The organism is Rhodoluna lacicola (assembly GCF_000699505.1).
Taxonomy (GTDB): domain Bacteria; phylum Actinomycetota; class Actinomycetes; order Actinomycetales; family Microbacteriaceae; genus Rhodoluna; species Rhodoluna lacicola.
In genome coordinates, this window is record NZ_CP007490.1 from 1,231,516 (window position 1) to 1,244,995 (window position 13,480).

Consider the following 13,480-nt stretch of genomic DNA (forward strand, 5'->3'; position numbering starts at 1 on the left):
GTTAGTTTGTAGCGTCGTTGTTCTTGAATGGGAAGCCAAGTGCTCTAAGTAGTGCACGGCCTTCATCGTTGGTGCGAGCTGTAGTCACAACAGTGATGTCCATTCCGCGGGCACGATCAGCTTTGTCCTGGTCGATTTCGTGGAACAGTGTCTGCTCCTGAAGACCAAAGGTGTAGTTTCCGTTGCCATCGAACTGCTTGTCGCTCAAGCCGCGGAAGTCGCGAACACGAGGAAGAGCTAGGTTCAATAGACGGTCAAGGAATTCCCACATGCGGTCACCGCGAAGGGTGACGTGTGCGCCAATTGCCTGACCTTCACGAAGCTTGAACTGCGCAATTGACTTGCGAGCCAAGTTAACCTGAGGCTTCTGACCAGTGATTGCAGTTAGGTCGCGGATTGCGCCGTCGATTAGCTTGCCATCCTTGGCAGCGTCACCAACACCCATGTTTACAACAATCTTGGTTAGGTTTGGGATCTGGTGAGGGTTGGTAAAACCAAATTCCTTAGCCAGTGCAGCTGAGATGTCTGCGCGGTACTTTGCCTTTAGGCGAGGAAGTGCCTTTGCTGGAGTCTTAGTAGTAGCCATTAGATGTCCTTACCTGACTTCTTCGCAACGCGAACACGAACAGTCTTCTTAACGCCATCGACAGTCTTGGTCTCAAGACGAGCACCGATGCGAGTTGCCTTCTTGGTTGACGGGTCAACCAGAGCAACGTTAGAAATGTGAATTGGAGCTTCAGCAACTTCAATGCCACCAGTCTTGCCACCGCGGTCGGTCTGACCTACGCGAGTGTGCTTGGTAACCATGTTGATGCCTTCAACCAGGATGCGGTTCTTTTCGCGGTCAACGTTTAGAACAAGACCAGTCTTGCCCTTGTCGCCACCCTTGTCTTGCTTACGACCGGTAATAACGATTACGGTGTCGCCCTTTTTAATGCTTGCCATGATTAAATTACCTCCGGTGCTAGCGAGATGATCTTCATGAACTTCTTGTCGCGAAGTTCGCGGCCAACTGGGCCGAAGATGCGGGTGCCCTGAGGCTCGCCATCTTTCTTAATGATCACTGCTGCGTTTTCGTCGAACTTGATGTAAGAACCATCTACGCGACGGGTCTCCTTCTTAGTGCGAACTACAACCGCCTTAACGACATCACCCTTCTTGACGTTGCCGCCAGGGATCGCATCTTTGACGGTGCAAACGATTAGGTCTCCTAGACCCGCATAACGACGCTTTGAACCGCCGAGCACACGGATAACCAAAAGCTCTTTGGCGCCGGTGTTATCGGCAACCTTGAGTCTTGACTCCTGTTGAAGCATTTTTACTCCTTGTTAGACGAATACCCATTACCGACGGGCATCCGAGGGGTTTTTGTTACTTGGCCTTTTCGACGATCTCGACTAGGCGCCAGTTCTTGGTAGCAGATAGTGGACGGGTCTCGTTGATGATGACTAGGTCACCGATACCTGCTGAGTTAGTTTCGTCGTGTGCCTTGACCTTGGTTGAGCGACGAATAACCTTCTTGTAAAGCGGGTGCATTACGCGGTCTTCTACCTCTACAACGATGGTCTTGTCCATCTTGTCGCTAACTACGTAGCCACGACGAGTCTTGCGGTAACCGCGAGCTTCTGCAGCTGAAGTTTCTACCTTCTTGTCAGCCATGATTATGCCTCCTGAGTTTCTGCAACTGGGGCAGCGTCAGCTGCCTTCTTTGCTGGAGCCTTCTTGGCAGCAGTTGCAGTTGGAACTGCACGAATACCAAGTTCACGCTCACGGATGATTGTGTAGATACGAGCGATGTCGCGCTTTACTGCACGTAGTCGTCCGTGGCTTTCAAGCTGGCCAGTCGCAGACTGGAAACGCAAGTTGAAAAGTTCTTCACGAGCCTTCTTTAGTTCTTCAACCAAAACTGAATCTTCGATCTTGTCGAGATCAGCCGGCTGCAAGTTCTTTGAACCGATCGCCATTATGCGTCACCTTCTACTCGCTTGATGATGCGTGCCTTTAGAGGCAGCTTGTGGATTGCGCGGGTCATTGCTTCACGAGCAAGCTCTTCAGATACACCGGCAACTTCGAAAAGTACGCGACCTGGCTTGACGTTGGCAACCCACCACTCCGGTGAACCCTTACCTGAACCCATGCGAGTTTCCGCAGGCTTCTTGGTTAGTGGACGGTCTGGATAGATGTTGATCCATACCTTTCCACCACGCTTGATGTGACGAGTCATTGCAATACGCGCTGACTCAATCTGGCGGTTGGTTACGTATGCAGGTGTTAGTGCCTGAATTCCGTACTCACCGAATGCAACGGTGGTTCCACCTGATGCTGCACCCGCACGCTTTGGGTGGTGCTGCTTGCGGTGCTTTACCTTACGAGGAATCAACATAATTAAGCCTCAACCTTTTCTGCTGCTGGAGCTGCTGCAACTGATGCTGCTGCTACTGGAGCTTCAGTACCTGGTGAGCGACGAGGACGGTCTGAGCGCTCTGGGCGCTTAGGTGCGTTCGCCTGCTGCACAGCAAGTTCCTTGTTGGTCATGTCACCCTTGTAGATCCATACCTTCACACCGATACGACCGAAAACGGTCTTAGCTTCGTAGAAGCCGTAGTCGATGTTGGCACGGAGGGTGTGTAGTGGCACTCGGCCTTCACGGTAGAACTCGGTGCGAGACATTTCGGCTCCACCAAGACGACCTGAACACTGAACACGGATACCCTTTGCGCCCTGGCGAAGTGCACCCTGCATACCCTTACGCATTGCGCGGCGGAAAGCCACACGTGCGTTTAGCTGCTCGGCAATACCCTGAGCAACTAGCTGTGCATCCATGTCTGGGCTCTTAACCTCAAGGATGTTCAACTGGATCTGCTTGTTGGTTAGCTTCTCTAGGTCAGCGCGGATAGCCTCAGCTTCTGCACCACGACGACCGATAACTAGACCTGGGCGAGCAGTGTGAATGTCAACGCGTACTCGGTCACGAGTACGTTCGATTTCAACACGTGACACACCAGCGCGGTCTAGGCGCTCGGTTAGTAGTGCGCGAACCTTGATGTCCTCGGTTACGTAGTCCTGGTAACGCTGTCCCTTTTTGGTTGAGTCAGCAAACCAACGCGATACGTGATCGGTGGTGATTCCTAGACGGAAACCGTATGGGTTTACTTTTTGACCCATTAGTTGCCACCTTTCTTCGCGGTCTTCTTGGCTGCCTTGGCAACAAGTTCATCTGGGGTTGCAACCACAATGGTGATGTGGCTGGTGCGCTTCAAAATCTGGAACGCGCGTCCCTGAGCACGAGGCTGGAAACGCTTAAGGGTTGTACCTTCGTCTACGAAAGCTTCAGATACAAATAGGTCATCTTCGTTGAAGAAAGTGTTGCTTGCATCGGCCTTAACCTTTGCGTTTGCAACTGCTGCCTGAACCAACTTGAAGATTGGCTCTGACGCTGCCTGTGGGGCGAACTTCAGAATTGCCATTGCCTCAGCGGCTTGCTTTCCACGAATTAGGTTTACAACTCGACGAGCCTTCATTGGGGTGATGCGAATGTGGCGAACTTTAGCTAGAGCTTGCATTATTTACGCTTTCCCTTTCTATCGTCCTTCACGTGACCACGGAAGGTGCGGGTTGGAGAGAATTCGCCAAGCTTGTGACCAACCATGGTCTCAGTGACGAATACAGGTACGTGCTTGCGACCGTCGTGTACCGCAATGGTGTGGCCCAGCATGGCTGGAACAATCATTGAACGGCGAGACCAGGTCTTGATCACGTTCTTGGTGCCAGCCTCATTCTGCTTAGCGACCTTCTGGAATAGGTGGTCATCTACGAATGGACCTTTTTTCAAACTACGTGGCATTTGTATTCAGACTCCCTATTAACGCTTCTTGTTAGCGGTACGACGGCGGACGATTAGCTTGTCGCTTGGAAGGTTTGGCTTGCGTGTGCGACCCTCAGCCTGACCCCATGGGGTAACTGGGTGACGACCACCAGAAGTCTTACCTTCACCACCACCGTGTGGGTGGTCAACCGGGTTCATAGCAACACCACGAACGGTTGGGCGCTTGCCCTTCCAACGCATACGGCCTGCTTTACCCCAGTTGATGTTTGACTGCTCGGCGTTACCAACTTCACCAATGGTGGCGCGGCAACGTGCGTCTACGTTTCGGATTTCACCTGAAGGTAGACGAAGCTGTGCGTAAGGTCCATCCTTAGCAACTAGACGAACTGATGCACCCGCTGAGCGAGCCATCTTTGCTCCGCCGCCTGGCTTCAATTCAATTGCGTGGATAACGGTACCTACTGGAATGTTCTTCAATGGAAGAGCGTTTCCTGGCTTGATGTCAGCGGTTGCACCCTGCTCAATGCGGTCGCCCTGCTTTAGCTTGTTCGGCGCAATGATGTAACGCTTTTCACCATCTGCGTAGTGAAGCAACGCGATGTTAGCGGTACGGTTTGGGTCGTACTCGATGTGAGCTACAACTGCTGGAACACCATCTTTGTCGTGACGACGGAAGTCGATAACGCGGTACTGACGCTTGTGTCCACCACCGATGTGACGAGTGGTGATGCGACCAGATGCGTTACGTCCACCAGTCTTTGACAATGGGCGAAGTAGTGACTTCTCTGGAGTGGTGCGTGTGATTTCAGCAAAATCTGAAACTGACGAACCACGACGACCAGGAGTCGTTGGTTTGTATTTGCGAATAGCCATTTAATTTATCCTCTACTTCGCTTAACCGGCAGTGGTGAAAATGTCGATTGAGCCGGACTTAAGGGAAACGATTGCACGCTTGGTGTCCTTGCGCTTGCCCAAGCCAAACTTGGTGCGGCGAGTCTTACCAACGCGGTTAAGAGTGTTGACCTTGTCAACCTTTACGTTGAAGATCGCTTCGATAGCCTGCTTGATTTCAGTCTTGTTCGAGCGAGGGTCAACCTCAAAGGTGTACTTGCCGTTGTCGATCAAGTTGTAGCTCTTCTCAGAAACAACAGGCTTGATGATTACTTCGCGTGGGTCCTTCTGAATTTCAGTCATGACTACGCCTCCACTTCAGATGAAGAAGCAACAGCCTTAGCTGATGCACCCTTAGCTGGGCCAGCGATGAATGCGTCAAGTGCTGCCTTGGTGAATACCAAGTCATCGCTCAACAGAATGTCGTAAGCGTTTAGCTGGTCAACAGGCAGAACGTGAACGCCCTGGATGTTGCGCAAGCTCTTGTAGCTCAGGTCATCGGTGCGGTCTAGAACGATCAACACGTTGCGACGCTGAGTTAGCTGAGCAAGGATCGCAGCAGCTGCCTTTGTTGAAGGAGTCTTGCCAATTGCGAATTCGTTGATTACGTGTAGACGACCGTTACGTGCGCGGTCTGATACAGCACCGCGAACCGCAGCAGCCTTCATCTTCTTAGGTGTGCGCTGGTCGTAGTCACGAGGCTTTGGACCGTGAGTGACGTAACCACCGCGCATCTGTGGAGCACGAAGCGAACCCTGACGCGCGCGACCGGTTCCCTTCTGCTTGAAAGGCTTCTTACCGGTTCCAGAAACTTCACCGTGACGCTTGGTTGATGAAGTACCCTGGCGAGCTGCTGCCTGCTGGGCAACAACAACCTGGTGGATTAGTGGAACGTTGGTCTGTGCGTCGAACAGTTCAGCAGGAAGGTCAACTGACCCTGCCTTCTTACCTGCAACGTCTAGAACGTCAAGCTTTGTGGTTTCTGCCATTTGACTTACGCTCCCTTCACTGCGTTGCGAACGAATACCAACTGGCCCTTAGGACCAGGGATTGCGCCCTTGATGATTAGAAGACCCTTCTCAGCATCAACTGCGTGAAGAGTTAGGTTCATGGTGGTCACGCGGTCTGAACCCATGCGGCCAGCCATCTTCTTGCCGCGGAAAACGCGACCCGGTGTAGATGACATACCAATTGATCCAGGCTTACGGTGGTTGCGGTGAGCACCGTGAGATGCAGATACACCAGCAAAGCCGTGACGCTTCATGTGACCGGCGAAGCCCTTACCTTTTGAGGTACCGACTACGTCAATCTTTGAGCCAACTTCTAGAGTCTCAACACCAAGTTCCTGACCAACTGTGTATTCAGCTGCATCAGCAGTGCGGATCTCTGCGATGTGACGACGAGGAGTAACGCCAGCCTTTGCAAAGTGACCAGCTAGAGGCTGGGTGGTCTTGCGTGGGTCGATGGCGCCGTATGCAACCTGGATAGCTTCGTAGCCATCGGTTTCAGCGTTCTTGATCTGGGTGACAACATTCGAGCCAGCCTCAACTACGGTCACAGGAACAAGCTTGTTGTTCTCGTCCCATACCTGAGTCATGCCGAGCTTCTTACCCAGAAGTCCCTTTACGGTTCTATTTACAGACATGATTTCCTTAGAGCTTGATCTCGATGTTGACATCGGCAGGAAGGTCGAGACGCATCAATGAGTCAACTGCCTTAGGAGTTGGGTCAATGATGTCGATGACGCGCTTGTGGGTGCGCATCTCGAAGTGCTCGCGGCTGTCCTTGTACTTGTGAGGAGAGCGGATCACACAGACCACGTTCTTCTCGGTAGGCAAAGGCACTGGGCCCACCACAGTCGCACCGGCACGTGTAACTGTGTCGACGATCTTGCGTGCCGAAGTGTCAATAACCTCGTGGTCATATGACTTAAGTCGAATGCGGATTTTCTGTCCGGCCATCTTGACTCGCTCTCCTATATTTTTGTCAAAGCTCCGACCCACGCTGTCGGGCGTGTCGTTTCTCAAAGAGAAACGAAACCCTAAAACGTAAATCAGATACATTTTTGTTCTTGCTCCAGGGGGCTTACTTCCCTTTATTTACAAGGGTTCTGGGCACATGCCTGGAGTGGTTCACGCCAAGATAGGCGCGACTACTCACGAACTTGTCAATCCTGCCACAGTTAGGCGTGTCAAAGCAAATTAAATTGGCAATTTAGGCGTACTATTTTCCATTTTTATCGGGCTTGAAGTGAGACGCTGGGCAGATCTGGGGCTGGGATGTAGCCGCCGATGCTGTCTTCAAAGGCTGCGAAGCGCTGGCCGGTTTGGGCGTTCCACTCTTCGCGAGCTTTGGCGATATCTTGGTGGCTGCGGCCGATGAAATTCCACCACATCAGGATCTTCTCGCCGAAAGGCTCCCCGCCCAGCATCAGCACGATGGCGTCCGGGCTGGCCTCGAGCAGCACGCTCTCGGCGCCCGCGGCAACAAAATACAACCCCGATACGGGCACTGGCAGCCCATTTACCTTCAAGTCCCCACTGGCCAGCATGAAACCGTACTCAAACTGGCTATTTAATGGGATTCGGGTGCTAATTTGGCGGTCAAATCGCAGTTCTGCCCCTATCATCGGCGAAAAGGTCTTAGTCATTGCCGTTTTACCCATGAATTCGCCGGCAAGCACGGTGGCCTGAAAGTCTTCGTGAATGATTACCGGCAAGTTGTTCTGATGCTCGAACTCTGGGGCGGTGTCAATTGCACCCTTTGGTAGCGCAATCCAAAGTTGAACGGCGTGCAGATTCTCTGGACCTCTAAGCGATAGTTCAGAGTGGGCGATGCCCTGGCCGGCGGTCATCAGATTTAGCTGGCCGGGATTGATAATTTGCACCGAGCCAATTGAATCGCGGTGCTCGATAGCCCCCTCGATCAGCCAGGTCACGGTTTGCAATCCGGTGTGCGGGTGGGCGGCCACGACCATGCCGTCAGTTTGCTCGGTTGGGCCAAAGTGATCCACGAAGCACCAGGCGCCAATCATTTTCAGATCGCGATGCGGCAGCGTGCGACGAACCTCTACCCCGGTTCGGGTTGTTAGTTTTACGGAGCGCGGCTGGATCAGCATTTCTCTAAGTCAAACAGAAAAATGGTAAAGAAAATCCCCCGGACCCAAATGATGGGTTGCCGGGGGATGAATCCGATGGAGTTGGATTTACTTCTTCTTGCCTTTAGCAGACTTCTTAGCAGCAGCCTTCTTAGGAGCGGCCTTCTTCACAACCTTCTTAGCAACCTTGGTTGCTACCTTTGCGGTTGCCTTCGCTGAGGCCTTCTTAGGAGCAACCTTTTTGGCAACCTTCTTGGCTACCTTTGACGCAACCTTGGTTGCGACCTTCTTGGTTGCCTTGGTTGTTGCCTTAGCAACAGCCTTCTTGGTTGCCTTTGCTACAGCCTTCTTAGGAGCGGCCTTCTTAGTAACTTTCTTGGCAACCTTTGCGGCTGCCTTCTTTGCTACTTTCTCAGTTGCCTTCTTTGCAGCCTTCGCTGCAACCTTTGCCGGATCAACCGGCTTCTTCACGGTGGTCTTCTTTGCTGCAGGCTTTGCCGCAGCTTTCTTTGCAGCTGGCTTAGCAGCTGCTGTCTTCAAAATAGTCATAGGCGCAACCTTGGCAGATGAACGTTAACGAATATTCGCAAAAGGGCTGTTAGAAAGTTAAATCTCTATTTACGAAGTTAACTTTTTTCACTTAGATCGAGGCCGCGAAATAACCAACCGGGTTGTCGCCGCCAAGGACCTCTGGGGCAATCTGGGTAGCAAGCTGGTCGTGAACTTCTTGGGTCATTAGTCCGTGATCCAAAAACAGTTTGATGGCCACCAATGGTGCCGGTCGAAGAGCGCCGTCGGCAACCTTTACGGCAGCGGCGAAGCCATCGGTGTTGGCAACAATGAAAACGCCCTCGGCCCCCAACTTTGAAACGATGCCGGTCTTTGAACTAGAACCATGCTGCATGATCAGGGCGTCTGGGCTTTTGGCATCGGCGACGGCCCAGGGGTTTTGCATCATGGCCTGAGCAGTCTCAGAATCTTCAGACGCAAACTTGCCGAGAGCTTTGGCCAGGCCCAGCAGCGAGACAGCGTGCAGCGGTGCGCCGCAACCGTCAACAGTTGAGTGTGAAACCGGCTCGCCCGAATACTCTTCAAAGACTTCAACAATTAATTTTTGCAGCGGGTGAGTTGGGTCCAAGTAGGAATCGGTGCTCCATCCGGCGGCTACACAGGCGGCAAGAAAACCGGCGTGCTTGCCAGAGCAATTGAAGCAGGCTTTGGTTTCTTCAGTTGCCTGTGCACGAGCGGCCGAATTGGTCGGCCAGGCAACCGGGCACTGCAATGCTTCTTCGCCAAGGCCAACGGAATTGAGAATTGAGAGCACCAGATCGGTGTGTGCTTTGGTGCCGTGGTGACTGCCCGCAGATATTGCTAATTCTGCGCCGGCTAATCTGAGTCCCGCGCGTCGGGCGGCAACTGCCTGAAGCGGTTTGACGGCACTGCGCGGGTAGATCAATTTTTTGGAATTACCGTGCTCGGCAAGCAGCTTGCCCGATGGATCAACTAAGCAGGCGATGCCAAAGTGCTGCGACTCAACCAAATCATTGCGTACCAAATTTGCAATTGGAACTAAGTCGCCGGCTTCAAAATCAATCACGTGATGAGCCTAACTAAAAAAGAAACGAAAAATCCCCCAGCCGAAGCCGGGGGATTTTTCTAAAAACTAAGTAATAAAAATTACTTGGTGATCTTGGTTACGGTACCCGCACCAACGGTACGTCCACCTTCACGGATAGCGAAGCGAAGACCCTCTTCCATAGCAATTGGCTGAATTAGCTCAACTGACATTTCGGTGGTGTCGCCAGGCATAACCATTTCAGTACCAGCAGGAAGGGTGATAACACCAGTCACGTCAGTGGTACGGAAGTAGAACTGTGGGCGGTAGTTTGCGTAGAACGGGTTGTGACGGCCACCCTCATCCTTTGAAAGGATGTAGACGTTTGCGTCGAAACCAGTGTGAGGAGTGATTGAGCCTGGCTTACATACAACCTGGCCGCGCTCAACTTCTTCACGCTTGATACCACGGATCAAGATACCTACGTTCTCGCCTGCTTCTGCATAGTCAAGTAGCTTACGGAACATTTCGATACCGGTAACGGTGGTCTTCTGCTTCTCGCGGATACCAACGATTTCAACTTCGTCGTTCACGTTAACCTGACCACGCTCTACCTTGCCAGTAAGAACGGTTCCACGACCAGTGATGGTGAAAACGTCTTCAACAGGCATAAGGAATGGCTTGTCGGTGTCGCGCTGTGGCTCTGGAATGTGAGTGTCACATGCATCCATAAGCTCAAGAACGCGCTTGCCCCACTCTGCGTCACCCTCAAGTGCCTTTAGAGCTGAAACCTTGATAACAGGTGCGTCATCGCCAGGGAACTCGTAGGTGTTTAGAAGTTCACGAACTTCCATCTCTACTAGGTCTAGGATTTCTGCGTCATCAACCATGTCTGACTTGTTTAGCGCTACAACGATGTAAGGAACACCAACCTGGCGAGCAAGAAGCACGTGCTCCTTGGTCTGAGGCATAGGACCGTCAGTTGCTGCTACTACAAGAATCGCACCATCCATCTGAGCTGCACCGGTAATCATGTTCTTGATGTAGTCGGCGTGGCCCGGAGCGTCTACGTGAGCGTAGTGGCGCTTCTCGGTCTGGTACTCAACGTGTGAGATGTTGATGGTAATACCGCGCTGCTTCTCTTCTGGAGAGTTGTCGATCTGGTCGAATGCAGATGCGGTGTTTAGTGTTGGGAACGCGTCGTGTAGAACACGGGTGATCGCAGCAGTCAAAGTGGTCTTACCGTGGTCAACGTGACCGATGGTACCAATGTTGACGTGCGGCTTGGTGCGCTCGAATTTCGCCTTAGCCATTATGGGTCCTCCTCAGGACTCGTTGTTCACTCGGACCTTTTTGGGCCCGACAGAATTGGGATTTACAGAATTACTATCTTACTTGGATTCGCGGTAGCCGAAAAGCTACTACTCGCCCTTGTTCTTTTGAACGATTTCGTCAGCAACAGCCTTTGGAACCTCTTGGTAGGTTTCGAAGGTCATTGAGTAAACCGCGCGACCAGAGGTCTTTGAGCGCAGGTCACCAACGTAACCGAACATTTCAGACAATGGCACGAGGGCGCGAACGACCTTGACGCCTGAAGCGTCGTCCATCGACTGGATCTGACCACGACGCGAGTTTAGGTCGCCGATTACGTCACCCATGTATTCCTCAGGGGTACGTACTTCAACGGCCATCAACGGCTCGAGCAGAGTAGGTGCTGCAAGGCGTGCTGCTTCTTTATAAGCAATCGAGCCCGCAATCTTAAACGCCATTTCAGACGAGTCAACATCGTGGTAGGCACCATCAAGCAAGGTTGCCTTCACGCCAACTACTGGGTAGCCAGCCAAAGTACCCACAAGCATTGCATCCTGGATACCAGCGTCAACTGATGGAATGTATTCGCGAGGAACACGACCACCGGTCACAGCGTTTACGAATTCGTAGGTCTTGTCGCCTTCTACTTCCATAGGCTCCAGAGAAATCTGGATCTTCGCGAACTGACCTGAACCACCGGTCTGCTTCTTGTGGGTGTAGTCGTACTTGTCGACCTTGCGCTTTAGAGTCTCGCGGTAAGCAACCTGTGGCTTACCAACGTTTGCCTCAACCTTGAACTCGCGACGCATACGGTCAACCAAGATGTCAAGGTGAAGCTCACCCATACCTGAGATAACAGTCTGACCAGTTTCGTGGTCGTGCTCAACGCGGAAGGTTGGGTCTTCTTCTGAAAGCTTCTGGATAGCTAGACCTAGCTTCTCCTGGTCGCCCTTGGTCTTTGGCTCAATCGCAACAGAGATAACTGGCTCTGGGAAAGTCATTGACTCAAGAACGATCTGGTTGTCTGGGTCACAAAGGGTGTCACCAGTGGTTACATCCTTTAGACCGATAGCCGCGTAGATGTGGCCGGCGGTTACAGAGTCAACTGGGTTTTCCTTGTTGGCGTGCATCTGGAAAAGCTTTCCGATGCGCTCTTTCTTACCCTTGGTTGAGTTAACAACCTGCGCACCTGAGTCAGCGTGACCTGAGTAAACGCGGATGTAGGTTAGACGACCAAAGAATGGGTGGGTCATAACCTTGAAAGCCAAAGCTGCGAACGGAGCGTCAACCTTAGGCTCGCGAGTCAAACGAATTTCTTCGTTGTTTGGGTCGCCACCCTCAGTTGCAGGAACGTCTAGTGGTGAAGGTAGGTAGTCAACCACTGCGTCAAGCATTGGCTGTACACCCTTGTTCTTGAAAGCTGAACCACAAAGAACTGGGTAGATCTCTGAGTTAACGGTTAGCTTACGAATCGCGCCCTTGATTTCCTTCTCGGTCAACTCTTCGCCGCCGAAGAACTTCTCCATGAGAGCTTCATCGGTTTCAGCAACAGTCTCAAGAAGAATGGTGCGGTAGTGGTTTGCCTTTTCTACAAGGTCAGCAGGAATCTCTTCGACTTCGTACTTTGCACCCATCTCTACGTCACCGCGCCAGGTCAAAGCCTTCATCTGAACGATGTCAACAACACCTTCAAAAGTTGATTCAGCACCGATAGGAATCTGAATAACAAGTGGCTTTGCACCAAGACGGTTGATGATGGTGTCTACGGTGAAGTAGAAGTCAGCACCCAACTTGTCCATCTTGTTTACGAAACAGATGCGAGGTACGTCGTACTTGTCAGCCTGGCGCCAAACAGTCTCAGACTGAGGCTCCACACCTTCTTTACCGTCGAAAACAGCAACGGCACCGTCAAGAACACGAAGTGAACGCTCTACCTCAACGGTAAAGTCCACGTGTCCAGGAGTGTCAATGATGTTGATCTGGTTCTTGTCCCAGAAGCAAGTAGTAGCAGCTGAGGTAATGGTGATACCGCGCTCTTGCTCTTGCTCCATCCAGTCCATGGTGGCAGCACCATCGTGTACTTCACCGATCTTGTGAGTAATACCGGTGTAGAACAAAATGCGCTCAGTGGTAGTTGTCTTACCAGCGTCAATGTGCGCCATGATGCCGATGTTGCGAACCTTATTAAGGTCTGTAAGCACGTCTTGTGCCACGATATCCTCCGGGATTTTTAGATCAGTTTGATGATGTTGCTATTGGTACAAATGAAAACATCCGCCCGATGAACGCCCAGTAAAAACTGAGCGAGGATCGAGCGGATGTTGGCTCCTACCAACGGTAGTGAGCGAATGCCTTGTTTGACTCTGCCATCTTGTGGGTGTCTTCGCGACGCTTAACTGCTGCGCCTAGACCGTTTGATGCGTCAAGAATTTCGTTCATTAGACGCTCGGTCATGGTCTTCTCGCGACGAGCCTTTGCGTAGCTAACCAACCAACGCATAGCCAAAGTGTTGGCACGGTGTGCCTTTACCTCAACTGGAACCTGGTAGGTAGAACCACCAACGCGACGTGAACGAACCTCAACGGTTGGACGTACGTTGTCTAGAGCCTTCTTTAGAAGTACGACTGCCTCTGCACCTGACTTCTGGTGTGCACCATCAAGTGCACCGTAAACGATTGACTCTGCGATTGACTTCTTGCCATCAAGCAGAATCTTGTTTACAAGTTGTGAAACAACTGGTGAGCCGTAAACCGGGTCGGCAACGACTGGACGCTTGGTAACTGGACCTTTACGTGGCATT

General features: G+C 52.0%; 20 protein-coding genes. All 20 read right to left on the minus strand.

The window, feature by feature from the left end; all coding sequences use genetic code 11:
• Position 1: 1 nt before the first annotated feature.
• Complete coding sequence (gene rplE, locus RHOLA_RS06105; RefSeq protein ID WP_038503165.1) at positions 2-586, minus strand: 50S ribosomal protein L5; 585 nt, start codon at positions 584-586, stop codon at positions 2-4.
• On the minus strand, positions 586-945 hold the full coding sequence (gene rplX / locus RHOLA_RS06110) for a 50S ribosomal protein L24 (RefSeq protein ID WP_038503167.1): 360 nt from the start codon (positions 943-945) through the stop codon (positions 586-588). The genes rplE and rplX overlap by 1 nt, the downstream gene beginning before the upstream one ends.
• A gap of 2 nt (positions 946-947) precedes the next feature.
• Positions 948-1,316, minus strand: coding sequence for a 50S ribosomal protein L14 (gene rplN, locus RHOLA_RS06115; protein ID WP_038503168.1), 369 nt, complete (start codon positions 1,314-1,316; stop codon positions 948-950).
• Positions 1,317-1,371: 55 nt separating this feature from the next.
• Entirely contained in the window at positions 1,372-1,659 is a 288-nt protein-coding gene (rpsQ, locus tag RHOLA_RS06120; protein ID WP_038503170.1) for a 30S ribosomal protein S17, read from the minus strand.
• Positions 1,660-1,661: 2 nt separating this feature from the next.
• A complete protein-coding gene (rpmC, locus tag RHOLA_RS06125; protein WP_038503172.1) occupies positions 1,662-1,964 on the minus strand; it encodes a 50S ribosomal protein L29 in 303 nt (100 codons plus the stop codon).
• Positions 1,964-2,383 carry a 50S ribosomal protein L16 gene (gene rplP / locus RHOLA_RS06130; protein WP_038503173.1) on the minus strand — a complete coding sequence of 140 codons (420 nt, stop codon included), beginning with the start codon at positions 2,381-2,383 and terminating at the stop codon, positions 1,964-1,966. Before rplP ends, rpmC begins: the two co-directional genes overlap by 1 nt.
• Positions 2,384-2,385: 2 nt before the next feature.
• A complete protein-coding gene (gene rpsC / locus RHOLA_RS06135) occupies positions 2,386-3,165 on the minus strand; it encodes a 30S ribosomal protein S3 (RefSeq protein ID WP_038503175.1) in 780 nt (259 codons plus the stop codon).
• On the minus strand, positions 3,165-3,563 hold the full coding sequence (rplV, locus tag RHOLA_RS06140) for a 50S ribosomal protein L22 (RefSeq protein WP_038503176.1): 399 nt from the start codon (positions 3,561-3,563) through the stop codon (positions 3,165-3,167). Before rplV ends, rpsC begins: the two co-directional genes overlap by 1 nt.
• Entirely contained in the window at positions 3,563-3,844 is a 282-nt protein-coding gene (rpsS, locus tag RHOLA_RS06145; RefSeq protein ID WP_038503177.1) for a 30S ribosomal protein S19, read from the minus strand. Before rpsS ends, rplV begins: the two co-directional genes overlap by 1 nt.
• An 18-nt stretch (positions 3,845-3,862) precedes the next feature.
• Positions 3,863-4,699 (minus strand): 50S ribosomal protein L2, encoded by an 837-nt coding sequence (gene rplB, locus RHOLA_RS06150; RefSeq protein WP_038503178.1) that lies wholly within the window; start codon positions 4,697-4,699, stop codon positions 3,863-3,865.
• Positions 4,700-4,720: 21 nt separating this feature from the next.
• A complete protein-coding gene (rplW, locus tag RHOLA_RS06155; RefSeq protein ID WP_038503179.1) occupies positions 4,721-5,020 on the minus strand; it encodes a 50S ribosomal protein L23 in 300 nt (99 codons plus the stop codon).
• Positions 5,021-5,022: 2 nt separating this feature from the next.
• The gene (rplD, locus tag RHOLA_RS06160) at positions 5,023-5,706 is read right to left on the minus strand and encodes a 50S ribosomal protein L4 (RefSeq protein ID WP_038503180.1); all 684 of its coding nucleotides are present in this window, start codon (positions 5,704-5,706) and stop codon (positions 5,023-5,025) included.
• Positions 5,707-5,711: 5 nt separating this feature from the next.
• On the minus strand, positions 5,712-6,362 hold the full coding sequence (gene rplC, locus RHOLA_RS06165) for a 50S ribosomal protein L3 (RefSeq protein WP_038503181.1): 651 nt from the start codon (positions 6,360-6,362) through the stop codon (positions 5,712-5,714).
• 7 nt (positions 6,363-6,369) lie between these two features.
• Complete coding sequence (rpsJ, locus tag RHOLA_RS06170) at positions 6,370-6,678, minus strand: 30S ribosomal protein S10 (RefSeq protein ID WP_038503182.1); 309 nt, start codon at positions 6,676-6,678, stop codon at positions 6,370-6,372.
• 275 nt (positions 6,679-6,953) lie between these two features.
• On the minus strand, positions 6,954-7,835 hold the full coding sequence (locus RHOLA_RS06175; RefSeq protein WP_051636343.1) for a pirin family protein: 882 nt from the start codon (positions 7,833-7,835) through the stop codon (positions 6,954-6,956).
• A gap of 87 nt (positions 7,836-7,922) precedes the next feature.
• Positions 7,923-8,363 carry a hypothetical protein gene (locus RHOLA_RS06180; protein ID WP_051636344.1) on the minus strand — a complete coding sequence of 147 codons (441 nt, stop codon included), beginning with the start codon at positions 8,361-8,363 and terminating at the stop codon, positions 7,923-7,925.
• A gap of 91 nt (positions 8,364-8,454) precedes the next feature.
• On the minus strand, positions 8,455-9,411 hold the full coding sequence (locus tag RHOLA_RS06185; protein WP_038503184.1) for an asparaginase: 957 nt from the start codon (positions 9,409-9,411) through the stop codon (positions 8,455-8,457).
• Between the two features lie 80 nt (positions 9,412-9,491).
• Entirely contained in the window at positions 9,492-10,682 is a 1,191-nt protein-coding gene (tuf, locus tag RHOLA_RS06190) for an elongation factor Tu (protein ID WP_038503185.1), read from the minus strand.
• A 108-nt stretch (positions 10,683-10,790) separates the two neighbouring features.
• Positions 10,791-12,893, minus strand: coding sequence for an elongation factor G (gene fusA / locus RHOLA_RS06195; RefSeq protein WP_038503187.1), 2,103 nt, complete (start codon positions 12,891-12,893; stop codon positions 10,791-10,793).
• A gap of 115 nt (positions 12,894-13,008) precedes the next feature.
• On the minus strand, positions 13,009-13,479 hold the full coding sequence (gene rpsG / locus RHOLA_RS06200) for a 30S ribosomal protein S7 (RefSeq protein ID WP_038503189.1): 471 nt from the start codon (positions 13,477-13,479) through the stop codon (positions 13,009-13,011).
• Position 13,480: the final 1 nt, after the last annotated feature.